This is a genomic window from Angustibacter sp. McL0619 (assembly GCF_049994355.1).
In the GTDB taxonomy this organism is placed as follows: domain Bacteria; phylum Actinomycetota; class Actinomycetes; order Actinomycetales; family Angustibacteraceae; genus Angustibacter.
Map to the genome: position 1 here is coordinate 839,710 of NZ_CP188257.1, position 25,317 is coordinate 865,026.

The following is a 25,317-nucleotide window of genomic DNA, read 5'->3' on the forward strand; positions in this document are numbered from 1 at the left end:
GCCCGATGACCGCCGACCTGCTGATCCGTGGTGCGACGGTGCTGGACGGCACCGGCCGCCCCGGCGTCACCGCGGACGTCGTCGTCGCCGACGGGCGGATCGCCGCGATGGACCCGACCGGGCAGGCGGTCGCGGCGGGGCAGGCGGCCACAGCTCGCCGGGTGGTGCAGGCCGACGGCCTGGTGCTCTGCCCGGGTTTAATCGACATGCACGCGCACTCGGACCTGCAGATCCTGGCGGCGCCGGACCACACCGCCAAAGTCAGCCAAGGAGTCACCACCGAGGTGCTCGGGCAGGACGGGCTGTCGTTCGCGCCGGTGGACGACGCCGTGCGCGCTCGCCTGCTGGACCAGATCGCCGGCTGGAACGGTGACAGCCGCGGCGTCGAGACCCAGTGGACGACCGTGGCCGGCTACCTGGACCGGCTCGACCAGGGCATCGCCTGCAACGCCGCCTACCTCGTGCCGCAGGGCACGCTGCGACTGCTGGTGATGGGGGACGAGGCCCGGGAAGCGACCGCGAGCGAGCTCGACCGGATGGTCGCACTGCTCCGCCAGGGCATGGTCGAGGGCGCGTTCGGGATGAGCAGCGGGCTCACCTACCCACCGGGCATGTTCGCCGGCACCGACGAGCTGGTCCGACTGTGCGAGGTGGTCGCGGAGCGCGGCGGCTACTACAGCCCGCACACCCGGTCCTACGGCCGGGGGGCGCTCGAGGCGTACGCCGAGATGGTGGACGTCGCCCGGCGCTCGGGCTGCGCCCTGCACCTGACCCACGCCACGATGAACTTCGAGCCCAACCGCGGTCGGGCGGACGAGCTGCTCGCCCTGGTGGACCGGGCGCTGGACGACGGCGTGGACGTCACGTTGGACACCTACCCCTACCTGCCGGGCTCGACGACGCTCAGTGCCCTGCTGCCGAGCTGGGCCCTGGCCGGCGGTACATCGGCTCTGCTGCAACGACTTGGTGACCCCGACACGCGGGCGCGGATCACCCACGAGCTGGAGGACGTCGGCACCGATGGCTGCCACGGCTGCCCGGTCGACTGGACCACCATCCAGGTCAGTGGCGTGCGCGACCCGGCCTGCTCGCCGGCCGTCGGGCGCACCGTCGCCGAGCTGGCCCAGGCGTCCGGACGTCCACCGGCGCAGGAGTACTTCGACCTGCTGGTGGCCGACCGGGCGGCGACCACGATCCTGCAGCACGTGGGGGACGAGGCGAACGTCCGCGCGATCATGGCGCACCCGCGGCACTGCGGTGGGTCGGACGCGATCCTGGTCGGTGACCGTCCGCACCCGCGGGCCTGGGGCACCTTCCCGCGCTACCTGGCCCGCTACGTGCGCGAGCTCGGCGTCCTCGACCTCGCCGAGTGCGTGCACCACCTGACCGGGCTGCCGGCCCGACGGCTGGGGCTGGTGGACCGCGGGCTGGTGCGCGAGGGGTTCGCGGCCGACCTCGTTCTGTTCGACCCGGCAACGGTGCGTGACGTCGCGACGTTCGAGCAGCCCCGCCAGCCGGCCGAGGGGATCGAGCTGGTGCTGGTCAACGGTGTCGCGGTGATGGATGGCGGGAACCGAACGTCCGATTTGCCGGGTACCGCGCTGCGCCACTTCGGGGTTACGGTTCAGAGATGAAGATCGGGAAGCACCACATCATCGACATGCTCAAGGGTCGTGGCAACCACGAGCACGCGGCCGAGGCCGAGGAGCACCTGCCCGACGAGGTCGACTACGACGAGCACCAGGACTCGCTGTCCCGGTGGGGCGTCAGCTATGACGACGCCGTCGGGGCCAGCAAGCTCGGCGTGGGTCGGATGGGGCTCTGACCGACCCACGCCGGCTTGCCGGCGTGCGTGGGGTCAGACCGGGTCCACCCCTGCCTCGGCACGGATCTGCCGCAGGTGCGCGGCAACCTCGATCGCGTCACCTTCGGCGACGTCCGACGAGCCCTTGTCGGGCCGTGCGATGAGCAGGTAGAGCAGGCCGGAGCCCATCACGATCGCCAGACCGATCAGCACGATCCAGCGGTCCAGGAAGGCCGGTGCGTCAGCGGGGCGCACCAGCAGGATCATCGCGAAGATGCCGTAGGCCAGCGCGGCCACGTTGACCGTCATCCCCCAGCCCCCGAGCGTCCACAGCCCGGCCGGCTTCCAGCCCCGCAGCCGCTGACGCAGCGCGGCCAGCACGACGGCCTGGAACGCCACGTAGATGCCCAGGACTGCGAACGAGGTGACCCTGGTCAGCGAGTCCGGCCGCCACCAGATGAACAGCGAGATCAGCATCGGCACGATGCAGACGACGAGCAGCGCGTTGGTCGGCACGGCGTGCTTGGCCGACACCTTGGACAGCCACGGGCTGCCCGGCAGCATCTTGTCGCGGGCGAACGCGTAGAGCAGTCGGCTTCCGGCTGCCTGCAGCGACAGCACGCAGCTGATGAACGCGGTCACGGCGACGACCAGGAACACCTTGGAGCCTGCGGTGCCGAGCGCGTCCTTCAGGATCGTCGGGATCGGGTCGGTGTCCGTGCCGTCGACGATGGCCTGCAGGTTCGGTGCAGCCAGCACATAGCCCGCGTACGACATCAGGCCGGACACCCCGCCGACCACGATGGTCAGGATCATCGCCTTCGGGATCTGTCGAGTCGGGTCCTCGACCTCCTCGGCGACGTCACCGCACGCCTCGAACCCGTAGAACAGGAACAGGCCGGCGAGGGCGGCGGTGAGGAAGGTACCCAGGTAGGCCGCGTCGCCACCGGCGCCCATCGGGTCGAAGAACACCGAGAACGGCTGCTCGCGCTTGAAGATCAGCAGGAACAGTCCCAGCGCCACCACGCCGACCAGCTCGGCGGTCAGGCCGATTCGGGCGATCCGGCCGAGCATCCGGGTGCCGCTGTAGTTGAAGGCGAGGGCCAGCAGCAGCAGGGCCGCGACGGTCACGAAGGTGATGGTGGGGGTTGGGTCGATGTCGAAGAGTGCGCCCACGAAGACGCTGGCGTACTCGGTGACCGCGGTGACCGTGATGATGATCGCCCAGATGTAGACCCAGGACACCAGCCAGGCGTACTGGCGGTTCCAGAGTCTGCGGGTCCAGGGGTAGATGCCGCCGGCCAGCGGGTACTGCGAGACGACCTCGCCGAAGACGAGCGCGACCAGCAGCTGCCCGGCGCCGACGATCACCAGCCACCAGATCGACGGTGGTCCGCCGACCGACAGGCTGTAGGCGAACAGCGAGTAGACGCCTACCAGCGGGGACAGGTAGGTGAAGCCAAGAGCCATGTTGGACCACAGGCCCATGTGGCGGTGCAGCTCGCCGCTGTATCCCAGCGCGGCCAGGTGCTCCTCGTCCGCTGCGCCCGAGTGGGCTTGCGGTGAGGTGGACGACGTCATCGGCGTTCCTTTCGACCCGGAGAAGGTGGCGCCGAACCTAGGCCCAGAACCACCGCTGCACAAGGGTTTGGGTCGCCCGATGTCCGCTGCGTCCGGAGTGGGCATGATTCGTAGCTGACTTGCGAGTCAGTTGGCGGACAGGCCCAGCGTCCGCCTGGCGTCGTCGACCGAGGCGAGCAGCGCGGGCAGGTCGAAAGCCCCGTGGTGACGTCGTCCGTTGACGAAGAACGTAGGGGTGCCGCGCACTCCGCTGGCGGCTGCGCCTTCGACGTCCGCGTCGATCCGAGCGGATCCTTTTCCGTGCATGAGGTCGGTGGTGAACTGCTCGACGTCCAGCCCGAGCTCGCGGGCGTAGCCGACGAGCTGGCGCGGCGCCAGCGCGTCCTGCCGGGTCAGCAGCAGGTCGCGCATCTGCCAGAAAGCGTCCTGGCGACCGGCCGCCTCGGTGGCGACCGCCGCCACCTGGGCTCGCGGGTGCACGTCGCGCAGCGGCAGGTGCCGCCAGACGTACCGGACGTCGGTGCAGCCGGTGAGCAGCTCGCGCACGGCTGGCTCCGCCTGGCCGCAGTACGGGCACTCCAGGTCGCCGTACTCGACCAGGGTGACCGGGGCGTCCAGCGGGCCGCGGATGTGGTCGCGCTCGGGGTCCACCGGCTCGGTCAGGTCGGTCAGCGCCGGGACGGCCCCGTACGTCGCGCGGTTGCGCAAGGCAGGCGGGAGCAGTGCCAGTACCCGGAACACCAGCCAGGTCACCAGGGCGGCGAGCACGGTCGCGGCCAGGACGCCGATCTTGGCCTGCTCCAGCTGTGCTCCACGGAAGGCGAGCGAGGCGATCAGCAGCGAGACCGTGAAGGTCGCGCCGGTCGCTGCCGCGCCACCGGCCACGGCGCCCCAGCCGATCGCGGGCTGCAGCCGTCCGCCGGTGACCAGTCGCACCAGCCACGCCGTGGCCAGCACGCCCACCGGCTTACCGACCACGAAGGCGAGCACGATGGCGATGGTGATCGGTGAGTGCAGGGCGTCGTCCAGCGCCGCGCGGCTCAGCGGGATCCCGGCGTTGGCGAGGGCGAAGACGGGGACGATCACGTAGCTGGTCCAGGGGTGGAACAGGTTCTGCAGGCGTTCGTTCGGTGATACCGCGAAGCGCAGTCCAAGCTGGGCTTCGCGGGCCAGCTCGGACGTCGGCTGCTCGCGGAACGAGCGGAAGCGCTCGGTGGCCGTCTCCAGCGCGTCGGGCTCCACCGGATCCGCGTAGAGCAGCAGCCCGAGGGCCAGGCCGAGCACGAGGGGGTCCACGCCGGACTCGAACAGGAAGGCCCAGACCGCGATGGAGAGCAGGGTGTAGGTGGCGCCGTGCCGGCGCCGGGTCAGCACTCCGAACGCGATCACCGAGAACAGCGCGACAGCGGCTACCAGCGGCCAGACCTGGACGTCATCGCTGTAGACGATCGCGATCACCAGCAGCGCCAGGACGTCGTCCACCACCAGGACGGTGAGCAGGAACGTGCGCAACCGTCCGCCCGGCTGGGCGCGCAGCAGGGCCAGCAGTCCGAGCGCGAACGCCGTGTCGGTCGAGATCGCCACCCCCCAGCCGTGCGCGGCGGGGGTGCCGGCGTTCAGCGCGAGGTAGACCAGGGCGGCGACGGCCATCCCGGCCAGTCCGGCGACCACCGGCAGCACCGTGCGGCTGCGGGCGCGCAGCTCACCGATGTCCAGCGCGCGCCGAGCCTCCAGCCCGATGACCAGGAAGAAGAACGTCATCAGGCCGGAGTTGACCCAACCGCGCAGGTCAAGCCCGAGGGTCCTGTCGTTCAGCGACACCGACAGCGGGGTGGTCCAGAAGTTCTCGTAGCCGGACGGCCACATCGCGACCCAGGCGAGCGCGACGACGATGGCGACCACGATCAACGCGGCACTGCCGGTCTCGGTGCGGACGAACTCGCGGACCGGCGTGTTCCGCCTGGACCTCCACGGCGTGGACACGCCCGTGTCCTGACCGTTCTCGTCAGTCGAGCTCATCGGCGTCCCTTCACTCAGCGCGCGAGAAGGGAAGCGTGCCCGCCCGCGCGGCATTCCCGCCACCCGTCGGGTCGCGGCTCGTAGCTGAGCGGAGTCCGTGGTTGAGCGGGTTCAGCGTCTGAGTCGGGTGAGGTGGCGGTGGATGAGGTGGTCGAGGGCTTGGTGGGCGCGGGTCAGGCAGGGCTGGTGGGTGCTGGTTGGGCTGCTGGTTGGGCTGGCGGTTTGACTGCTGGCTGGGCTGCCGGGTGGGGTGGTGTTCCAGTGCACGTGGCCGTGCTCGATCTGGCCAGTGGCGCGGGTCTGGTGGATGTGGCGGTGGTGGCGCCCGCAGAGCAGGGCGCCGTTGGTTACCGCGGTCCGGCCGCCGCGGCTGAACGGGGTCAGGTGGTGGATGTCACACCAGGGTGGTGGGGCGGTGCAGGCGGGGTAGGTGCAGTGCTGGTCGCGTAGGGCGATGGCGGTGCGTTGTCTGGTCGGGAAGGCGTACTGGGTGTCCCCGACGTCGAGGGGGTTGCCGACGTCGTCGACCAGCACGGGTACCAGGTCGGCCTCGCAGGCGATCGTCTGCAGTGCGGTGGATGAGAGGGGGGTGCCGTCGGGCAGGGTGGCCGGCGCCAGCCCGGTCAGGCCGGCTGCCGGGTCTGCGCTGGTCAGGGCGGCGTTGGTCAGGGTGGTGGTCAGGGTGGTGTGCGGGACGGTGAGCAGGATCCGGTAGGGGCTGCCGTGGCTGGAGGGCAGCTGGTCCGGGGCGGCGACGGCGGTCGCGGCGAGCTGGTGCAGGCCGTCGTGGCGGCGTTGGGCGCCGGTGCGGGGGTCGGCCGTACCGGCATCGGCGGGTGCGCTGGCGGGTTGGGGGGCGGACCAGGCGTCGATCGCGGTGGTCAGGGCGGCCCCGCAGGCCGGGGTCAGGGTGCCTTGCAGGTGCACCATGCCGGACTCGGTGGCGGCCAGGGTCAGGGTGCGGGCCCGGTCGCGGGCGGCTTCGTCGCGGGCCAGCCGGGTGTCGGTGTCGGGGTCCAGGCGGTCACGCAGGTAGCCGGCCAGGCGGCGCAGCTTGCCGGCCTCGAACACGCCGGCCTGCTCGAGCAGGAAGGCTTGCGCCTCGTCCACGGTGTCGGCGTCGATCATCTGGGCCGGCACGGTGGGGGGCTGCAGCGCGGTGATCGTGGCGGTGATGATGTCGGCCTGGTCCAACCCGACCGCACCGGCCAGCACCGCGGCCCGGGTCGGGCCCAGGTCGACCGCGGCCGCGCCGGTGAACAGCTCCCCAGCGCGCCGTCCCAGCGCGGCGGCCTGGCGCCCGCTCATCGTCGGCACCACCTGGGCGACCCAGCCCGCGGCCCGGGCGTGCCCGCCCTGGCCGGGCAGCCCGCGGGCCTCGGCCTCGGCGACCACCCGGACCGCCTGAGCCCCGACCCGGCGGGCCAGCCGGTCCAACCCGGCCAGCGCCTCACCCAGCTCGGCCTCGGCCAGCCGCCACCCCTCGACAGCAGCGAACCGATCCAACGCCGCCAACGCGTCCGCCAACGCCGCAGAGGCGGCGCCGGACTCGTCGGTGGGGGCTGAAGTCATGTGACAACCCTAGAAGAAGCCACCGACAAACAGGACGTACCAACCAAATCTGTGGACAACCGGCCAGCCGCTGACCTCGATGCGGGGGCCCTCGGGTCAGCGACGGAGGTGCGCGGCGGCGCCCCAGAGAAGCGTGACGACGCCGAGGAACAGCGCCGGGATTCCCAGGTAGAGCAGCAACGCGAGCGGCCACTCGTCGATGTCGAACCCCAGCTTCCAGAACAAGAGCATCGACAGGACCGGGGTCGCGAGGGCCGTCGCGACGGCTGCCGTCCAGTGCCGGAGCTCGTCCGAAGTGATCAGCACGTCGTCCAGCCGTGACCGGGGCGCCGACCGTCGCGCCGGGCGCAGCACTCGGGCCATCGAGTAGTACGCCGGCGGTGCGAGGGTCGGCGCCAACCACGCCATCGCCACCCAGCGGAACGGCCCGAAGAAGAGCGCCGGTGCGATCACGAGCGCAGACAGGGCGAAGGCACGTCGTGCGGTGTCGGCCTGTGCCCAGCCTCGGCGCGGTGCGAAGGGCGCCACCGGCCGCCGACGGGCGGGCGGCTGCAACCTCTCCGGCAGCGGGGGCAACCCGAGCTCGCGGTCCTCGTCGATCTCGTCGCGCACGCTTCCCCCGCTCGGCTCACCCCGCTGTGGAGCGGGCCGAGCGTAGTCGAGGAAGGCGCTTTCGGGGCCTCAGTCGGCGAAGACGGTCGCCCAGTCGTCGGCCATACTCACCACGGTCCAGCCCAGTCGCCGTCCGACGTCCGTGATCGGTTCGGGTTCGGCGAAGGTCTCGGCCGAGCTGACGTACTTGAACTCGCGGGCCTCGTCGTCGTGGTCGACCAGTAGCGCCAAGGACGGCCCGTCACCCGAGACCGCCCATTCGAGCATCTCCCGGTCGCCGCCCGAGTTGCCCGCGGCGAAGATCGGACGACGGCCGAGCTGGGTTTGGATGTTCGCGAGCTTGGCCGAACCCTCGTTCGCGGCGCCGATGATGCCGGTGGAGCGCAGCAGGCTCGGGCTCCCGTCGTCCCCGCGCCGGTACTCGTACTCGATCAGCGTCCCGACCACGGCCTCGGGCGGGACTCCGTAGAGGTCCTGGCTGATCGCCCGCACGAACTCGGTCCCGCCACCGGTCACCACCGCGACGGTGAAGTCCAGCCGCCGCAGCGCCTCGACCAGCTCGAGCATCGGCTGGTAGGTGTTGCTGCGCGATGGCCGGCCGAGTGTCGGGTGGGTCGCCCGGGCCATGAACTGCTGGACCGCCGCGTTGAAAGCGGCGGGCGTCAGGCCCGCGAAGAGACCTGCGAGCGCCGTCGCGATGCGTTCCAGCCCGATCGTCGCGATGGCCTGCCGGTCGCCGGTCAGCAGCGCCGCGAACTCCGGCACCTCGGCCACGTTCGGGTCCTGGCCCGCCCGGGTCTTGAGCGCGTCGACGAAGAAGTCGAACTGCACGTACGTCGGTCGCTCGCACCACAGCGTCCCTTCGTTGTCCAGGCAGGCCAGTCTGTCCCGCAGCGGGACCGCGGCCGCGGCGTCCAGGAAGCCGACCACGGCGTCCCGGGTCGCCCCGGGACGCCACGACGGCAGCAGCTCACTGCTGGTCGGCACGTCAGGAGCTCCCTATTCCGGCCTTGAGCTTCTCCATCACCTTGTTCACGCTGAAGCTCGCCGCCTCCTGGCGGGGCGGGAACTCGGCGAGCGTCCGGAGCAGTTGCGCGACATAGGCCTGGGCCGGCACGAACAAGAAGATGTGGTCCAGAACCCAGTCGTAGTAGGTGTTGGACGTGATGTCGGCCCGTTCGTAGGGATCGGTGCGCAGGTTGAACAGCTTCGGGAAGCGCAGCTCGACGTAGGGCTCGGCCCACACCTGAAGCGTTCCGGTGGCACGCTGCTCGAGGAAGACGAACTTCCAGTTGTCGTAGCGCAGCGCGGTGAGGTCGCCGTCGTCCGAGACGTAGAAGAAGTGCTGTCGCGGGCTCGTGTCGGCTGCGCCGGTGATGTAGTCGAGCTGGTTGTGCCCGTCCAGGTGCACTGTGAACCTCGTCCCGTTCAGGTCGGCTCCGGACTTCAACCGCTCGGCGATGTCAGCGTCACCGGCGGCGGCGAGCAGCGTGACGAACCAGTCGTTGTGACTGACGATGCCGTTCAGCACCGTGCCTTCCGGGATGTGCCCGGGCCAGCGCACCATGGCCGGCACCCGGTACGCGCCCTCCCAGTTGGAGTTCTTCTCGTTGCGGAACGGCGTCATCCCGGCGTCCGGCCACGAGTTCATGTGCGGGCCGTTGTCCGTGGAGTACATGACGATCGTGTCGTCGGCCAGCCCCTGCTCGTCCAGGAACTCCAGCACCGACCCGACGAGCTCGTCGTGGTCGACCATCGTGTCGTGGTACTCGGACTGCCACCGACCGGCCTTGCCGCGGCTGCCGTCCTTGAGGTGCGTGCGGAAGTGCATGTGGGTGGTGTTCAGCCACACGAAGAACGGGGTGTCGCTCGCCTTGGCGTCGGTCATGAATCGCAGCGCCTCGGGGACGACCTCGTCGTCGATCGTCTTCATCCGCTCCTTGGTGAGCGGGCCGGTGTCCTCGATGCGTTGCGTCCCATCGGCGTTCGCCCACGTGTGCAGGACGCCACGGGGGCCGAAGTTCTTCCGGAAGTCGGGGAACTCCTCCCCGCTCGGGTAGTCCGGCAGCTCCGGCTCCTCCTCCGCGTTGAGGTGGTAGAGGTTGCCGAAGAACTCGTCGAAGCCGTGCGCGGTCGGCAGGAACTCGTCCCGATCGCCGAAGTGGTTCTTGCCGAACTGGCCGGTGGTGTACCCGCGCGCCTTCAGCGCGGTCGCGATGGTCGGGTCCTCGGCGCGCAGCCCGATGTCCGCTCCGGGCATGCCGACCTTGGTGAGCCCTGTTCGGTAAGGGTTCTGGCCGGTGATGAACGCCGCGCGTCCTGCGGTGCAGCTCTGCTCGCCGTAGTAGTCGGTGAACCGCACCCCCTCGGCCGCGATCCGGTCGATGTTCGGGGTTCGGTACCCCATCAGGCCTTCGCTGTAGCAGCTCAGGTTGCTGACGCCGATGTCGTCACCCCAGATGATCAGGATGTTCGGGCTCTCAGGCACGCGCTCCTCCTTCTTCGGTGGCCAGATGTCGTCCGGCCAGTGCTCCCGGCCCGCGCAGCCGCGCGACCAGCCAAGCGACCAACCCCACCGGGATCGGGAACCAGAACGAGGCCAGGCGGTACAGCAGCGTCCCCACCACCGCCTGGTCCGACGGGACGCCGGCCAGGACGAGGAACCCGGTCAACCCGGCCTCGACGATGCCGACGCCGCCGGGGGTGATCGGCACCATGCCCAGGGCCATCGCCGCCACGTAGGCAACCAGCACGAGCGACGGTCGCACCTGCGCACCCACCGCGATCAGCGCGGCGACCAGCACCGCGTAGTCGGCCATCCGACTGGCGGCGGCGCTGGACAGCGCGCGGATCCAGCGCTTGTCCAGCGCCCCGGCGACCTGGTCGCGTTCCTCGAGCAGCCGGGCGGCGACCCGCTCGCGCGAGCTCTTGCGCCGCACCAGTGCGACGAGTCGGCCGACCAGCCTGAAGGCCCCGCCAGCGAACCGGTCCCACTTCAGCATCGAGTACCCGAGGCCGACCAGGAGCGCCCCCACGACAAGGCTGAACTCCAGCCCGAGCTGCAGGGTGTGAGCCAGCGGCGGACCGAGGAACGCCGCCGGGATGGCCAGCACCGGAAGGGCCAGCAGGACGCCGGTGGTGAGCAGCCCGCTCGCGGCCAGCGCGGTCGCGACCCGGCCGGTGTCCATGCCCGCCCGCACCAGCAGACCACCCTGCACGACAGCCCCGGACGCCGCGCCGCCGGGGATCACTCGGGTCGCCGCGTTCCCGGCCAGCTGGGACAGCGCGACGTCGGTCCAGTCCTTGGTGGACAACGCGATCCGGTACAGCAGCCAGAGCAGCGCCATGCTGAGCGACTCCAGGACGACGATCGCGACGAACCAGTACGGCTTGACGTCGCCCAGCTCGGGCCAGGCGCCGAAGACCGTGAGCATGCTGGGCAGCACGATGTACAGGCTGACGCCGCAGACCAGCAATGCGAGCGCCTGCTTGCCGAGCTGGTAGGCAAGGTGCCGGCGTCGAGGCTTCTCGGTCATACCACGTCCGAGCCGGCCGGCGACCTCTCCGGCAGGTCGGTCCGATGGCCGAGGTCGGCCAGCCAACGCACCAGCTGTCGGTGCAGGGCGGGAGCACCGTGCAGGTGCTCCGCCTCGGTCATCGGCCACTCCGCCGGGTGCACCAGCATTGCGCTCGTCTGCCAGCCACCGAGGCCGCCGTGACAGCCGACCAGCTCCTCGAAGGCCGACACCTCGTCGGTCATCGGCTCGAAGGCGCTTCCGACGAACAGGTCGGCCGCGTTGCCGAAACCGGCCAGCCGCAACAGGTCTGGGGCCGCGGTGGCGACGAACGGGGCGAGCGGGTCCTCGCCCTCGATCGTTCCGTCCACGAGTCGGTGCAGCCCGTTGGCACCGACCACGACCGGGCCGTGCGACGCGGTCTGCACAAGCACCCACCCGACCCCCGGGTGGTTGGCCAGCGCACCGACCAGGCCGGGGTGAAGCTCCTCGAGCTGCTCGAGGGTGAGGCGGCCGGGCTCGCGGGCGAACCAGACCAGGCCGAGGTTGCCCGAGCCGACGACGACGAGCTCTGGTCGTTGGCTGGTGGCGTCCGCACCCTCGCCCTGCGCGGCGGCGGCCTCGCGGTCACCGGGCCCGAGGCCGACGCCCCCGTCCTGCGAGCGGCCGGCCAGGCTGCGGCGGGCGATGCTCGCGGCCATGCCGCTCTGTCCGGTCAGGTCGGTCAGGAACGCGTTGACCGGCCCCCAACCTTCGATCGAGGACGTCACCGCGACGGTGTCCTGGGAGTCGGCCAGCTCGGAGACGACGTCCTCGAGGGATTGCCCGTACTTCTGCAGGAACGTCGGACCCTGACTCTGGCCGTGGTCCGACAGCAGCACGAAGTGGTAGCGCCGGTTGACCTGCTCGGCCACCCGCTCGAGGCTCTCGACCACCTGGTCGAGCCCGACCAGGGACGCGATGGACTCCGAGCGCAGCGGGCCGGCGTGGTGGGCGATCTCGTCGTAGTCCACGAAGTCCACGTAGATGGCCCGCCGGCCGAGCACCATCTGCTCGGCCACCAGGGCCATGTTCAGGTCGCGCAGCATCACGTTGGTGGCCGCGCGGAGCAGCACGTACGACCCGTGCCGGTGGATTCGCGGCTCGATGCCCCGCCTTTCCTGCTGCCAGCCCTGGTGGAGCTCCTTGACCATCTCCCCGATGGTCAGGAAGAACGCACGGGTGAAGCCGAACGGGTGCAGCACGAACGAGGCGTAGCTGCGCGAGGGCCCCAGCCCGCGCCGGCCCTCGGACATGCCGGCCATGGACAGCATGTTGATCTCGGCGTCGCCGGAGAACAGGTTGCTGATCGAGCACCCGTCGTCGGCGAGCAAGCCGTGCCGGTCACTCACTCGGGACTCGATCTCGGCCGCGTCGGCCGGCCGGTTGGCCACCAGCAGCCGGCCGGAGTCCTTCTCGTACCAGCGGAACGCCGGCATCCCGTCGTTGTTGCCATGCAGGATGCCGGCCTGCGAGACCGGTGTGGTGCAGGGGATCGCGGCAGTCCACTCCCGCATCACGTGGGTGCCCGAGCGCACCCAACGGCTGATCGTGGGGATGTCTCCGGAGGCGACGCCCACTTGCAGCAGCGGCCACGGCACCCCGTCCAGCTGGACGAACACGACGCCGTCCAGGCCGTCCGCCCCTGGCACGGGCAGGGTGATCCCTTTGCGCCGGGCCCGCCTGCGGGCGAACCGGCTGGGTTGGGCGGACCGTACGACGTGCGCGAGCAGGGCGGAGTCATCGTCCACCAGCATCAGCCACGCCCCCAGCGCTCCCATGATCGCGTAGAGCCACGAGGCGACCAGCGCCGTGCCGAACCCGTCGATGTGGATGCCCGGCGAAAGGATCAGCCCGACGTACACGATGACTGCCTGGGCGAAGAAGCCGATCACCACGATGCCGAACCAGGACGTCGCCACCGCCAGCGCGCCCAGGATCGGCCGCAGCACGATGGTCACGGCCGCGACGAGCACGACGGCGAAGGCGATGTCCCACCAGTCGTCCGCGGTGATCCCGGGCAGGATGCGGATGATGATCGCCAGGACCACCGTGCCCATCACCCAGGTGATCAGGAAGCGCAGCAGCGAACCGACGGTCCAGCGGGTCGAGTGCAACAGGGACCGGGCCAGTCGCCAGCGACCGCTGGTCGAGCCCTGCTCGCCAGCGGCGGCAGGTGCCGGCGTGGTCGTCATCGCGCTCAGCGTGGCACGCCCGGGCCCGTCGCCCCTCGCCCGGGACGGGTGAGGCGGTCGCCGGCCCGAGGTGGCTAGCGTTCGCTCAGACCTGGGGCATCCGCGGCGGCACGAGCTGGGACCGTTGCGCCCACTCTGCCGACACCACGGCCGCCGCCACGATGCCGGCGCAGACCACGATGAGCCAGGTCAGCAGCGCGAACGTCACGCCGATCACGCCGTACCGCAGCGAGTTCAGCGCGATGATATGCGGCATCCAGATGGCCGAGTAGATGCTCACCAGCGCCTGGCCGGCGGCGGCCGTGATCGAGCCGGGAACCAGTGACCGGCGCGGGATCCGACGGCTGAGCAGCAGGTACTGCACCTGCAGCCAGAGCACGCTGGCCAGCGCGAGGTGCAGCACGACCACCACCCCCTGGTGGCCCGGCAGCGCCTCGAGCACCCCGGACAGCCAGCTGATCACCACGACCTGACCGATCAGCAGCCCGAGGCCGAGCAGGCTCTGCAGGGTGCCCGTGATACCGGCGGGCGGCAGGTCCCAGGCCAACTGGTAGGTGCGCTGGACGTAGCGGGCCAGCGCGAGCGTGGAGTAGAAGAGCACGACCAGCCCGAGCAGGGTCAGTGCGCCGGCGGTGCCGGGAGGGCGGGTGAACAGCGTCCGCATCGCGCTCTCGCCGCCGCCGGTGAGGTGGAAGCGTGTGACCATGCCGTCGGCGAGGGCGTCGTTGTCCGAGGAGAACCCGCTGATCACGATGAGCAACGGGATCATCGCCGTGAACGCCTGCGAGGCCATCACCAGGATCCGGTCCCGGCCGTTGATTCGCATGAATCGCAGCAGGCAGCCAAGCACGAACGAGTCGACCAGCCATCGGGCGAGTGCGCCGATGCGGTCCGGTCGCCGGCCGAGCTTGTCCAGCGGGTGGGTCCACAGCGGCCGCGGGGCGGGCTCGCTCACGCGGTGGACGGCGGGGCGCTGGGTGGCATCGACCCGCTGACGTCGTCGTCCGCCACCGGCGCGGCCAGCAGCTCGATGATGCCGATCAGCACGAGCAGGACGATCGCCAGCACGATCGTGAACCCGGCCGTCGGGTGGTCCTTCACGACGTAGACCAGGGCGCAGACGCCGATCACCGCGAGCCGCAACGGGGTGCGGTAGCGGCCGACGAACGTGCCGACCGGCCCGGCGTCGATGCCGTGCCGGGCGCCGCCCTCGCGCAGCGCCGTCGTTGCGCGGGAGAGCCCTTGGCGCATCGTCACGGCCGGCGTGGAGGCGCCGGTCGCCCACGCCGCGGCCGCGATCACCAGGAACAGCACCAGGACAGCGCGCAGGTTCGTCCGGATCGTCGCCGTGATGGTGTCGAAGATGTCGCCGCCGGCCTTCTGCGGGATGGCATCGGGCAGCGCGTCCAGGTAGTAAGGCCGGGACAGGTTCAGCCCCGCGCCGAGCACCAGCATGCTCACCGCGATGGCCAGTGCGCCGATCATCAGGGTGCGCCGGTGGTGCCGCGAGATCGCCACGCCGGCGAGCAGCGCGATGATGACGACCACGGGAAAAGCGGTGGCCAACGAGTCCAACAACGAGAACACCCGCTGCGCCCTGCTGATGTCCGCACCCTCCAGCACGACGAACGAGGCGTTCACCGTCGGCAGCCGGTCCACGATCGAGAACCCCTGCGCCGACAGCGTGGCCTTCACCGAGTCGATCACGGCGGCCAGGTTCACCGAGACGTTGTTGTCCTGCACGGTCACGGCGGCGCTCTGGTCGCCGGTCAGTACGGCGACCAGCTGGGCGTGCGCGGCCCGGTTGGCCGCCACCCAGGCGTCCTGGAACTGTTGCGAGGCAACGATCTTGGCGACCTGGTCGTGCACGAAGCTCTCGACCCCGTTGGCCAGCGGGCCACTGAGCGCGGTCAGTGCGGTGGCCACGTTCGGCGGTAGCCCCTGGGCCTCCAGCGCCTGCACGGCTTGGGTGGTGATGGCCTGGACGTCCAGTCGGGTGAAGATCGCCTTGGTCACCTGGTCGGTGATCGCGGCCTGCACCGAGGGCTCGTTGGCCAGCGGCGCAACGGTCGCCACGTAGGTGTCGGTGTCGCCGAGCTCGTGGCTGGTCCAGCGCGCGACCACGGCGGCCGGCGCGCAGATCGTGGCGATGATCAGCAGCAGGCAGACGACCGGTGGCCGCCACCACTCGGACAGCCGGCGCCGTTGCGGGACTGCGATGGGGGTGGTGACATCGCTGGCCGCAGGTCGCTCGGCGAGCTGGTGCTCGAGCTCGGCTACCTGCTCGCGCAGCCGACGGACCTCGTCGTCCGCGGCGGGCTTCGGGTTCGGAGCTGCTGTCGCGTCCGGCTGCTCGCTCATGCGCCCCGCCCGCCGTCGTCGCCGCGCGGCTGGCCGCTGGGCGGCAACCGACGTACCTCGAGGATCTCGGCGCCGGACACCTCGAGCTGGTTCAACACCCCCTGCAGCGCACACTGGTCGGCCAGCTCGCCGGAGAGCATCGTGTGCACTGGCACCTGCCGCCGGCTCAGACCGGGGAACGCGCGCAGCAGGTCGTCCGGCAGCGGTCCGGCCACGCTGATCACGTACTCGTTCATGGAGGAGTCCTCCGCGCTCGGCCGACCGTCCTGTTCGACGATGCGACCTGCCGCAGCGCCGCGCATCACCCGTGCCGGGGGAGGTTCCACGGCTGCCCCGGCGCGAGCCCGAGGACCGTGCACTCGTCGTCCACCTGGGCGACCAGGTCGGCGAAACCCGCCGCCGCGCGGCCGCGACGCGCCGCGCGCCAGCGCCACAGCACCGGGATCCGCAGGTCCCCGTAGTGGATCGGGATCGCGAACCGCGGTCGCAACATGCCGATCGCCGTCGCCGCCTCCTGCGGGTCCATGTGCCCTTCGGCGAGGGTCAGGCCCCATCCGCCGATCGGCATCAGCGCCAGGTCCAGCGGGCCGATCGTCCGCATCCCGTCGAACGCCTCGGTGTCCCCGGCGAAGTAGACCCGCTCACTGCCTTGCACGACGAAGCCCAGCGGGTCCGCCCGCAGCCGCCAGCGGCCGCGGCGCGGGTCGTGCTCGGCGTGCGTCGCCAGCACCTGCACCCCGCCGAGGTCGACCTGCCCGCCGGGGCGCACACCGCGCACGGTGTGACCGGTGCGCCGCCGAACGAACTCCGCGCCGCCCTCGGGTACGACGATCGGGACGCCGCGGGGCAGCCGCCGCAGGGACCCGAGGTCCAGGTGGTCGCCATGCAGATGCGAGATGAGCACGCCGTCCAGCCGGCCCAGGGACGCGACGTCCGGGATCGGCCCGGTGTTGTGCAGCGGACCGACGTTCCTGCGGAGCAGGGGATCGAGCAGCAGCGTCGTGCCGTCCATGGTGAGCGCGACGAAGGCGTGGCCCCACCAGGTGACGACGGTCTGCTGCGGATCGGCCGGACCGGGCACCCGGTCAGTCTGCGAGGGCGCGCGGCCGCTCGGATCACCCGTGCCGGGGGAGGTCGTTGACTTCCCGCGCTCCAGCCGTCAGCCGGCGTCCGGGCCGCGCTCGACGATCTCCCGGGCGATCGAGGACAGCTTGCGGTTCATCAGGGACGACGCCTTGCGCAGCGTCGCGAACGCCTGCTCGGCGCTGATGTCGTGCGCGGCCATCAGCAGCCCGATCGCGATGCCGATCTCGCGGTTGCTGGAGATGCCAGCCGCCAGGGTGGTGGCCTGCTCGTGCTGGGACGACCCGCCCAGCGCGACCGAGGCGAATGCGGCCAGCATGGTCCCGACGTCCGCCGACTCGCCGGTCAGCTCGCCCGCGGTGTCGCAGAAGACGTTCAGCGCCCCGGTCTTGCGGCCGTCCACCAGCAGGCGGTAGCCGGCCATGCCGCGTACCGGCGTCTCGGCCAGCACCCGGGCCGCCAGCTTGGGCCACTGCGAGGCGGTGGCGATGTCCGGGTCGAGCTGGAACGCGTCGTCCTCGATGGCGTCCACGCACGGCCCGTCACTGACCTCGCGCTCCATGGCGTCGATCAGGGCACCGATCTCGTCCGAGGCGGCGACGGTGCGGTAGCCCCGCCCCTCCTTGACCATGATGCTGGCGTGGTCGCAGCCGGGGATCAGCCGCGGCGCCGCGTCCACGACCGAGCGGCACACGTCGTCCAGAGCGGGACGCTCGTGCACGAGCCGGGCCAGCTCGGTGAAGCTGGCCGCGACGTCCAGCCTGCCATCGGCGTCCATCTGCTCGTCCACCCCTGGATTGTGCCCCGTTGTCGGTTCCTGTCGCTACCGTCCCTGAAGTGCAGCGCCTGCCGGACGACGGCCGCGGCCTCGCGCCGCGCGCCCGGGTCGAGCTCGCTCGCGACGAGCTCGGCCAAGGCGTGCTGCTCAGCTGGTCCGCCGGGCTGCTCGGCGGGTCGGTCCGGTACGACGACCCGACGCGCCCGCACCTGACCTGGCTCGGCGGGCCGCACGCGGCCTGGCTGCTGAAGCTCTCGCCGGTCCAGGCCGAGCCGCAGGACTACTGGGCACGCGCCTGGGGCGGTCGGGCGCTGCTGTACGTGTGGGACGATGCGGCGCCCGAGCTGGTGCCGGCGGTGCTGGCGGCGCTGGTCGACCCGAGCTGGCGGGTGCGCGAGATGGCCGCGAAGGTGGCCGCCCGACGTGAGGTCGGCCAGGCGGGCGAGGCGCTGCTCCCGCTCGCGGACGACGAGGTGCCGCGGGTGCGGGCTGCCGCGGTTCGCGCGCTCGGCGTCGTCGGCGAGGGCGAGGCGCTGGACGTCGCCCGGGCGGCGCAGGACGACGCGGACCCCGCGGTGCACCGGGCCGGCGAGCTCTCGCTGCGCCGGCTGCAGGAGCGGCTGGACCGCTGGTGAGCGGCGTCTCGCTGCGGCGCTAGGGTCGCAGGGTGCGCGCACCACAGACCACTGCCCTGGCCGGACTGCCGGACCGCGTGACGGTCTACGAGGTCGGAGCGCGCGACGGACTGCAGAACGAGTCCGAGGTGGTGCCGGTCGAGGTGAAGGCCGAGCTGGTCCGCCGGCTGGTCGCCAGCGGGCTGCGCGCGGTCGAGCTGACCAGTTTCGTGCACCCGAGGTGGGTGCCCCAGCTCGCCGACGCCGAGCAGCTGCTCGACCTCCTGGGTCCGCTGTCCACCGGCGAGCTCGCCGGGGTGCGGGCGCCGGTGCTGGTACCGAACCGGCGCGGGCTCGAGCGTGCGCTGGCCCGCGACGTCCCCGAGCTCGCGGTGTTCGTCAGTGCCACCGAGTCCTTCGCCCGCAAGAACCTGAACGCCTCGCGCGACGAGGCGCTGACGATGTCCGCCGACGTGGTCGACGGCGCGCTGGCGGCCGGCCGCTCGGTGCGCGGCTACGTGTCGATGTGCTTCGGCGACCCGTGGGAGGGGGACGTCGACCCCGCGGCAGTGGTGGACGTCGTCGTCGCGCTGCGCGAGCAGGGCTGCCACGAGATCTCGCTCGGCGACACGATCGGGGTGGCCACCCCGGGCCAGGTCGTGCAGCTGCTGGCCGCCCTGGACACGGCCGGCGTGCCGCGCGAGCAGCTGGCCGTGCACTTCCACGACACCTACGGGCAGGCGCTGTCGAACACGCTGGTCGCTCTGCAGCAGGGCATCACCACCGTCGACGCGTCGGCCGGCGGGCTCGGCGGCTGCCCGTTCGCGATGTCGGCGACCGGCAACCTGGCCACCGAGGACCTGGTCTGGCAGCTGCACGGTCTGGGCATCGCGACCGGCGTCGACCTCGAGGCGCTGGTCGCGACCAGCGGCTGGCTGGCCGCTCTGATGGGCCGCCCGAGCCCCTCGAACGCCGTCCGCGCACTCGGCTGAGCGCAGCGCGAGCAGGTCAGTCCGGCGGGTCGACCAGTGGGAGCGGCTCGGCCTGCGGACGCTTGGGCCTGATGGCGTCCCCGGACGAGCGGCGCCGCAGCCGCCGTCCGACCCAGGGCCCGACGTACAGCCGGACCCACTGCGCGTCCTGCTTGAGCGCCGTCCGCCGGTCCAGCGCGGCCGCGGGCGGCAGCGGCACCGCCCAGCTGCCGTCGCCGGCCAACCCCAGCACCTGCGCGGCGTGCGCGGCGACCCGCTGGTGGCCTTCGGTGGTCAGGTGGATCCGGTCGGCGGCCCACAGTCGCCGGTCCTGCAGCGCCTTCATGCCCCACAGGTCCAGCACGTAGGCCTGGTGGCGGCGGGCGATCGTCCAGATCGCGGCGGCGAAGACGGCGGCCTTGCCGCGGGTCAGGTTGATCAGCGGGGACTTCACCGGGTCGACCGGGGTGGCGAGCAGGACGTCGGCCCCGCTGAGCCGCAGGTCGACCACCGCCGCCTCGAGCCGGGCGGCCAGCTTGTCCACGTCGCTGCCGGGGCGCAGCACGTCGTTGCCGCCGCCGACCAGGCTCACCAGGTCGGCGCCCAGCTCGATCGCACCCGGCACCTGCTCGCGGACGATCTGGTCGAGCAACCGGCCACGCACCGCCAGGTTCGCGTAGTGCAGCGGCTCGACCTCGTGACCGGCCCGGTCACGGCCCGCCGCGCGCCCGGCCGCCAGCAGGTGGGCCAGCCCGTCGGCCCAGCCCCGGTACACGCCGTCCGGGCCGCGGTCCTCCATCCCCTCGGTGAAGGAGTCGCCGACGGCGACGTAACGGGTCCACGGCGGCGGGTGCGAGGCTCGGTCGTCCACCCGCCCATGGTGCCTCAAACCCATGGTGCCTCAACCGACAAGGCGCGCCGTCACCCTGATCGACACCTGGCGTCCGATCATCAGCCGCGGTGCCCGGATCCCGAGGTCACGACGGTCCAGCACGGCGGTCCCCTCGACGACGACGCTGCCGTCGTCGCCCGGCTGCCCGGGCAGCCCGCCGCGCACTGTCAGCGGGCAGCTCGTGCCGCGCGCGGTGAGCGTGCCCTGCGCGGTCCACCCCTGCTCGTCCACGTCGATGCGCTCGCTGACGAAGGTCATGGTCGGGTGGGCGTCCAGATCCAGCAGCCCCCGCCTGCGCAGGTCCTTGTCGCGCCGGGCGTTGGCGGTGTCCAGGCCGGCCAGGTCGAGGGTCGCGGTCAGCCGCCGCGGCGCACCGGAGGCGTCGACGACAAGCTCGCCCGCGCGCACCGGGACGGTGCCTTCCACGGCCTTGCCGAGGTTCCCCACGGTGAACGAGGCTCGGGAATGCTCGGTCTGGACCATCCAGGATCCCGTCCGCAGGGTCGCTCCGGTGGCAGGCGTGGCGCTCATCGCGCACCCGCCGGGGTCGCGTCAGTGGTGTGCAGCCCGGTCAGGTCGCCGGACTCGACGGACAGCACCGCCACGCGGTCCGGTCCGGTCAGCAGCGCGGCGTCCTCGCCGGGCAGCAGCTCGGTCGACATCGCCGCGCGCTCGATCGCGGCCGGGACGTCGGCGGAGGTCACCAGCGAGACGGTCACGTAGCCGAGGTCGTCCGCCCGCAGGACCCAGGCGCGGCACACACCAGGCACCTCACGGACCGCCGGTGCGATCCGGGTGATGGCGAGCTGGTCCGCGGAGGCCTGCGCGGCGCTGCGCGGGCCGTCGAACCACAGCACCATCGCGTGCGAGGGCGGCTCAGCGGCCGCGACCCCCTCGTGCGAGTCGACCACGACGTAGCCGAGCCCGGAGACGGCGGAGCGGGCCTGCTCCTCTGTTCGCCACAGGGCGAGCACCAGGTCGAGCAGGCCGTCGGCGGAGCGCAGCACGACGTGGCCGGACGGCGGCCCGCCAGTGCCTAGCTCCGGTGCCTGTGGGGCCCGGTGGGTGAAAGGGTGCAACGACGCGTACACGGCTACCTCCTTGATCGGTGGCCGACGTGACGCCGGCCTCGAGGACGACGATCCGCGCCGTGGCCGGCTCGGCCATCCGTACCAGCACGCACAGCGGCACTGAATTCGGGATACTGCGCAGGTGGCGACCCACGGTCCTGTCCAGGCGGGCCCGCCCTTCGTCGGCCGCGAGCGCCAGCTGGCCGAGCTGCGCGACCGGATGACCGGAGCGCTCGACGGGCACGGCGGGCTAGTGCTGGTCAGCGGCCCCGCAGGGATCGGCAAGACCCGACTGGTCGAGCAGGCGTGCGTGACGCCGGCCGGCCCGGCGTCCGCCCCGGTGCGCTGGGGTCGCGCGGTGGACGAGCCCGGCGCGCCGCCGCTGTGGCCGTGGCGGACCGCGCTGGCCGCGCTGGCGACGGCGCCGGCCGAGCCCGTCGGGGACGCCGAGTCCGCCCGGTTCCGCTTCGTCGCCGACAGCACCGACGCACTGGTGCGAGCCGCCGAGCCCGACGGCCTGGTCGTCGTCCTGGAGGACCTGCACTGGGCCGACGAGACGTCGCTGCGGCTGCTGCGACGACTGGCCGGGGAGGTCGCGGGCTCTCGACTGCTGATCGTCGCGACCCACCGGGACGGCGCAGCCGGTCCGCTGGCCGACGCACTGCCGGACCTGCTGCGCTGGTCGACGACGCACCCCGTTCCGCTGCCCCCGTTGGTCGAGCACGAGGTCCGCGCCTACCTGAGCCAGTCCCTGCACCGTCCCGCGGAGGCCGAGCAGGTGCGGTCGGTCCTGCACCGCTGCGGCGGAAACCCGCTGTACCTGCGAGCGGTCACCGACCTGGTCCGGGCCGGTTCCGCCGAACCGCTGGACGGCGACGTGGGCAGCCAGCTGCGCTCGCTGGTCCGGGCCGTGCTGTCCGGGCTGCCGCCGGGGGTGTGCGACCTGGTCGACGCGGCAGCGGTGCTGGGCGAGCAGGTGGACGTCGGTGCCCTGGCCGCGGTCAGCGGACGGCCGGAGGGCGACGTGCAGCACGACCTGGACACCGCGGTGCGCGTCGGGGTGCTGGCCGAGGTTCCGGACGGCGGCCCAGGTCGGCTGCGGTTCGTGCACGCCGTCGTCCGCGAGGGCGTCTACGCCGATCTCGATCGCTCGCACCGTGAGGCGCTGCACCGGCGGGCCGCGCTAGGCCTGCAGGAGCAGGCCGGGCACGACCCGGCCCGGGCCGGGCTGGTCGCCGGCCACTGGTTGCGCTGCGCCCGCGACCCGGCAGACCTGCGCACGGCCGCCGACTGGGCAGTGCGGGCCGCGGACGCCGCCACCCGCGCCTTCGCCGACGCCGAGGCGGTCCGCTATCTCGAGATGGCGCTCGGCGAGCTGGCCCGGGCCGGGGGCGACGACGGCGAGCGCGCCGAGCTGACGCTCCAGCTGGCCGAGGCGCAGTTCCGGGCCGGTCGTGTCCGCGAGGCCAGCGACTGCGCGGATCAGGTGGTGGATCTGTCTCTGGCCGCCGGCCGCGGCGACCTGCTCGCACCGGCCGCCCTGGTGGTGCACGACGTGGCCGCCCCGGAGGTGCTGCCGCAGGTGGAGCTGCGCTGCGCGCGGGTGCTCGAGCTGCGTCCGGACCTGGACGTCGTGACCCGGGCCCGGCTGCTGGCGCTGCGCACCTCCGCGGCCGCCGATGCCGGCCGCCCACAGGACGGCCGGGAGTGGTCGCGGCAGGCCCTCGAGCTTGCCGAGCGCAGCGGCGACGACACCGCACTCGTGGAGGCCGCGCGCGCCCGGGACAAGGTCGTCGAGGGTGCCTTCACGCCGCCGGAGCGGCTGCGGCTGGGCCGGGTCGCCGTCGAGACGGGCACCCGTAGCGGGCAGCCGATGACCGTTCTGTGGGGGCTCAAGTGGCGGATCGACGCGGCGCTTCACCTGGGCCAGATGGCCACTGCGGACGCCGAGATCGCGGCGCTCGGGCAGCTGGCCCGCTCCTCGCGGCTACCGCTGGTGCGCTGGCACGAGCTGCGGGTCCGGGCGTCGGTGACCGCGCTGCGCGGGGAGTTCGCCGAGGCTCTTGAGCTGAACGCGCAGGCGGCCCGGCTCGGCGCCCGCGAGCTGTCCCAGGACATTTCCGCGGTGGGGATGTCCGAGGCCTTCCTACTGGTGCACAGCGTCGCCACCGGCCAGCCGGTGCTGAGCGAGGAGTCGCTGGCCACCATGCGGTCCGCGCCGCAGGAGCTGATCGTGGTCCGGGTCAGCGTCGCGCTGATGCTGCTGCAGCTCGGCCGGACGGACGAGGCCCGGGCGGCGTACGACGGCCTCGGGCTCAGCATCGAGGACGTCGGACCCGAGCTGCGGCACGGCGTCCCACTGAGCCAGGTGGCGCTGGTCAGTGCCTTCGGCGACGTCGTCGCCGCGGCGGCTCTGGAACCCCTGGTCGCCCGCTACGAGTGGGCTGTCGGCGACGCGGGGGTCTACTGCTTCGGTTCGGCGCGCTGGTTCGCGGGTCGTCTCGCGCTCGTCCAGGAGCACTGGGACGACGCGGTCAGCCATTTTGAGTCGGCGCTGCGGACCGACACCCGCACGGGGGCGCGCCCGGCGGTTGCCCGGGACCGGGTGGGGCTGGCCGAGTCGCTGCTTGGCCGCTCACGAACCGACCACGCGCACGGCGACGACCTGCCCAGGGCCTTGCAGGAGGCGGTGGCCGCAGCGCGGGAGGCGCGCGCGTTGGACATGCCGGATCCGTTGCGGCAGGCCGTGCGGCTGCAGGAGCTGGCCCGCGCGGCGCAGCAGCAGCGCGACCCGTTGAGCGGCCGCGAGCGCGAGGTCGCCGAGCTGGTGTCGCAGGGCCTGAGCAACCGGCAGATCGCGCAGCGGCTCGTACTGTCCGAGCGGACCGTGGAGAGCCACATGCGCAGCATCCTGGCCAAGCTCGGAGTGGCGAACCGGGTGCAGCTGGTCAGCGCGCTCGCGGTTCGTCCCGACTGAGCTGCACCGCCCGCCGGACCCAGACCGCCGGGTCGCCGCGGTGGTAGACGTGCTCGTCCGGTTCGATGCGGTCCAGGAAGGTCCGGTAGATCAGCGCTTGGCGCAGCGCCGCGAGCGGCGGGACCAGCGCGATCGCCCGCTCGACGTCCGCCTCGGGACGCCGGGCGCGCCACTGCCGCACCCAGCCGCGCCGGACCTCGTCCAGATGCTCGGCCGGCACCCGCTCCAGGAACGCGGGCAGGTCGAGCAACGGGTTGCCGACGCCGCTGTCGCCCCAGTCGAGCAGCAGCAGGCCGCGCGGGCCGTAGCGCCAGTTCCCAGGGTGCAGGTCGCCGTGCACGACGGTGTCGCCGAGCCCGCAGCCGTCCAGCTCGCCGACCCGGGCGGGCAGCCGCGCGGCGAGCGCGTCGACCCCGGCGAGCTCAGCCGGCTCGAGGTCGGCGCGGACGTCGGCGCGGGCGAGCATCGCGGCGAGCGAGTCGGCCAGCGCCTTGCCGCGCCAGTCGGGCAGACCGAGGGCGAGCAGGTCGTCGGCGTGCCCGACCCACTCGTCCTGCAGGTCGACGACCGCCGCGATCATGTCGGCGAGCCGCTGGGCCGGTGCGTTCCACTGGTCCTCGCCCGGCACGTCGGCCATCAGCACCGTGCCGGTCGCCGGGTCGGTGCCGAGCAGCTGCGGGACCAGCCGGGGGTGCCGCTGCGCGACCTTGGCGATGATCGCGCCCTCGTGCTGGAAGAACGGCGGCGCGCTCTTGCACCACACCGGCCCGTTCGCCGTCGGCAGCCGCAGGATCGAGGACAGGTTCCAGGTCTTGACCTGCTCGGCCCGCCCGGTGCGCGGGGTGCCGGCCACGGCCAGCAGGTCGTCCGCCCAGGCCAGAATGGACGTCGGGCCGCCCGGCCGCGCCCACGGCGCGCGCAGCGGATGGTCGGCCAGTGCGGCGGCCAGCTCGTCGTCGTCCAGCACCGCGGACATCGGTCCGAGCGGGGGAGCGGACGCGGTGCGCAGCTGGGCGAGGTAGCTGACCCGGCCGCCGACGCAGTCCTGGCCGTCGTCGGGGCGGCTGGCCGCGCTGAGCACCCGCAGCACCAGGACATCCAGCCCGGTGCCGGCGAAAACCTCGACCACCGGCTCGACGTCCGGCCACCACTGCGACTCCACCCGCAGCGGGTCGGTGCTGCCGTGCGGTCGCCCGTCGAGACCGAGGACGGCGAGCCGGACGTCGCGTGGCAT

At 72.4% G+C, this 25,317-nt stretch carries 22 protein-coding genes; 5 read left to right on the top strand and 17 right to left on the bottom strand.

Going from position 1 to position 25,317, the window contains the following annotated elements:
- Positions 1 to 5 precede the first annotated feature (5 nt).
- Together ACPPVT_RS03565 and ACPPVT_RS03570 are read left to right on the top strand one after the other, a co-directional pair.
- Complete coding sequence (locus ACPPVT_RS03565; RefSeq protein WP_426565533.1) at positions 6 to 1,634, top strand: N-acyl-D-amino-acid deacylase family protein; 1,629 nt, start codon at positions 6 to 8, stop codon at positions 1,632 to 1,634.
- On the top strand, positions 1,631 to 1,825 hold the full coding sequence (locus ACPPVT_RS03570; RefSeq protein ID WP_426565535.1) for a hypothetical protein: 195 nt from the start codon (positions 1,631 to 1,633) through the stop codon (positions 1,823 to 1,825). Before ACPPVT_RS03565 ends, ACPPVT_RS03570 begins: the two co-directional genes overlap by 4 nt.
- 33 nt (positions 1,826 to 1,858) lie before the next feature.
- Here ACPPVT_RS03570 and ACPPVT_RS03575 read toward each other — a convergent pair whose 3' ends face one another.
- From ACPPVT_RS03575 to ACPPVT_RS03635, 13 genes are all read right to left on the bottom strand, one after another.
- Positions 1,859 to 3,385 carry an APC family permease gene (locus ACPPVT_RS03575; protein WP_426565537.1) on the bottom strand — a complete coding sequence of 509 codons (1,527 nt, stop codon included), beginning with the start codon at positions 3,383 to 3,385 and terminating at the stop codon, positions 1,859 to 1,861.
- 126 nt (positions 3,386 to 3,511) lie between these two features.
- Positions 3,512 to 5,404, bottom strand: a complete 1,893-nt coding sequence (locus ACPPVT_RS03580; RefSeq protein ID WP_426565538.1) for a Na+/H+ antiporter NhaA — start codon at positions 5,402 to 5,404, stop codon at positions 3,512 to 3,514.
- Positions 5,405 to 5,515: 111 nt separating this feature from the next.
- The gene (locus ACPPVT_RS03585) at positions 5,516 to 6,976 is read right to left on the bottom strand and encodes a DUF222 domain-containing protein (RefSeq protein ID WP_426565540.1); all 1,461 of its coding nucleotides are present in this window, start codon (positions 6,974 to 6,976) and stop codon (positions 5,516 to 5,518) included.
- Between the two features lie 96 nt (positions 6,977 to 7,072).
- Positions 7,073 to 7,588, bottom strand: coding sequence for a hypothetical protein (locus tag ACPPVT_RS03590; RefSeq protein ID WP_426565542.1), 516 nt, complete (start codon positions 7,586 to 7,588; stop codon positions 7,073 to 7,075).
- Positions 7,589 to 7,657: 69 nt separating this feature from the next.
- Positions 7,658 to 8,575, bottom strand: coding sequence for an HAD family hydrolase (locus ACPPVT_RS03595; protein ID WP_426565544.1), 918 nt, complete (start codon positions 8,573 to 8,575; stop codon positions 7,658 to 7,660).
- 1 nt (position 8,576) lies between these two features.
- Positions 8,577 to 10,076: an arylsulfatase gene (locus ACPPVT_RS03600; protein WP_426565546.1), complete on the bottom strand. Its 1,500-nt coding sequence runs from the start codon at positions 10,074 to 10,076 to the stop codon at positions 8,577 to 8,579.
- Positions 10,069 to 11,124, bottom strand: coding sequence for a lysylphosphatidylglycerol synthase transmembrane domain-containing protein (locus ACPPVT_RS03605; RefSeq protein WP_426565548.1), 1,056 nt, complete (start codon positions 11,122 to 11,124; stop codon positions 10,069 to 10,071). The genes ACPPVT_RS03600 and ACPPVT_RS03605 overlap by 8 nt, the downstream gene beginning before the upstream one ends.
- Complete coding sequence (locus ACPPVT_RS03610) at positions 11,121 to 13,337, bottom strand: phage holin family protein (protein ID WP_426565550.1); 2,217 nt, start codon at positions 13,335 to 13,337, stop codon at positions 11,121 to 11,123. The genes ACPPVT_RS03605 and ACPPVT_RS03610 overlap by 4 nt, the downstream gene beginning before the upstream one ends.
- A gap of 85 nt (positions 13,338 to 13,422) precedes the next feature.
- Complete coding sequence (locus tag ACPPVT_RS03615) at positions 13,423 to 14,292, bottom strand: YhjD/YihY/BrkB family envelope integrity protein (protein WP_426565552.1); 870 nt, start codon at positions 14,290 to 14,292, stop codon at positions 13,423 to 13,425.
- Complete coding sequence (locus tag ACPPVT_RS03620) at positions 14,289 to 15,698, bottom strand: hypothetical protein (RefSeq protein ID WP_426565554.1); 1,410 nt, start codon at positions 15,696 to 15,698, stop codon at positions 14,289 to 14,291. Before ACPPVT_RS03620 ends, ACPPVT_RS03615 begins: the two co-directional genes overlap by 4 nt.
- Positions 15,695 to 15,934: a hypothetical protein gene (locus tag ACPPVT_RS03625; protein WP_426565556.1), complete on the bottom strand. Its 240-nt coding sequence runs from the start codon at positions 15,932 to 15,934 to the stop codon at positions 15,695 to 15,697. Before ACPPVT_RS03625 ends, ACPPVT_RS03620 begins: the two co-directional genes overlap by 4 nt.
- 65 nt (positions 15,935 to 15,999) lie before the next feature.
- Positions 16,000 to 16,779 (bottom strand): MBL fold metallo-hydrolase, encoded by a 780-nt coding sequence (locus ACPPVT_RS03630; protein WP_426565558.1) that lies wholly within the window; start codon positions 16,777 to 16,779, stop codon positions 16,000 to 16,002.
- Positions 16,780 to 16,857: 78 nt separating this feature from the next.
- Complete coding sequence (locus tag ACPPVT_RS03635; protein ID WP_426565560.1) at positions 16,858 to 17,571, bottom strand: GAF and ANTAR domain-containing protein; 714 nt, start codon at positions 17,569 to 17,571, stop codon at positions 16,858 to 16,860.
- Positions 17,572 to 17,618: 47 nt separating this feature from the next.
- Here ACPPVT_RS03635 and ACPPVT_RS03640 point away from each other — a divergent pair, with 47 nt between their 5' ends.
- Positions 17,619 to 18,194, top strand: coding sequence for a HEAT repeat domain-containing protein (locus tag ACPPVT_RS03640; RefSeq protein ID WP_426565562.1), 576 nt, complete (start codon positions 17,619 to 17,621; stop codon positions 18,192 to 18,194).
- 32 nt (positions 18,195 to 18,226) lie between these two features.
- Positions 18,227 to 19,165, top strand: coding sequence for a hydroxymethylglutaryl-CoA lyase (locus ACPPVT_RS03645; RefSeq protein ID WP_426565564.1), 939 nt, complete (start codon positions 18,227 to 18,229; stop codon positions 19,163 to 19,165).
- 16 nt (positions 19,166 to 19,181) lie between these two features.
- Here the strand turns inward: ACPPVT_RS03645 and ACPPVT_RS03650 are convergent, their stop codons facing one another.
- The 3 genes from ACPPVT_RS03650 to ACPPVT_RS03660 are packed head-to-tail and all read right to left on the bottom strand — an operon-like array spanning position 19,182 to position 21,127.
- The gene (locus tag ACPPVT_RS03650) at positions 19,182 to 20,015 is read right to left on the bottom strand and encodes an SGNH/GDSL hydrolase family protein (protein ID WP_426565566.1); all 834 of its coding nucleotides are present in this window, start codon (positions 20,013 to 20,015) and stop codon (positions 19,182 to 19,184) included.
- Between the two features lie 30 nt (positions 20,016 to 20,045).
- The gene (locus tag ACPPVT_RS03655) at positions 20,046 to 20,567 is read right to left on the bottom strand and encodes a YceI family protein (protein WP_426565568.1); all 522 of its coding nucleotides are present in this window, start codon (positions 20,565 to 20,567) and stop codon (positions 20,046 to 20,048) included.
- Positions 20,564 to 21,127 carry a hypothetical protein gene (locus tag ACPPVT_RS03660; RefSeq protein ID WP_426565570.1) on the bottom strand — a complete coding sequence of 188 codons (564 nt, stop codon included), beginning with the start codon at positions 21,125 to 21,127 and terminating at the stop codon, positions 20,564 to 20,566. The genes ACPPVT_RS03655 and ACPPVT_RS03660 overlap by 4 nt, the downstream gene beginning before the upstream one ends.
- Before the next feature lie 121 nt (positions 21,128 to 21,248).
- Here ACPPVT_RS03660 and ACPPVT_RS03665 point away from each other — a divergent pair, with 121 nt between their 5' ends.
- Positions 21,249 to 24,083 carry a helix-turn-helix transcriptional regulator gene (locus ACPPVT_RS03665; protein ID WP_426565572.1) on the top strand — a complete coding sequence of 945 codons (2,835 nt, stop codon included), beginning with the start codon at positions 21,249 to 21,251 and terminating at the stop codon, positions 24,081 to 24,083.
- On the opposite strand, the gene ACPPVT_RS03670 is transcribed toward ACPPVT_RS03665, so the two are convergent.
- A complete protein-coding gene (locus ACPPVT_RS03670) occupies positions 24,055 to 25,317 on the bottom strand; it encodes a phosphotransferase family protein (RefSeq protein WP_426565574.1) in 1,263 nt (420 codons plus the stop codon). The two genes, ACPPVT_RS03665 and ACPPVT_RS03670, sit on opposite strands and share 29 nt — an antisense overlap.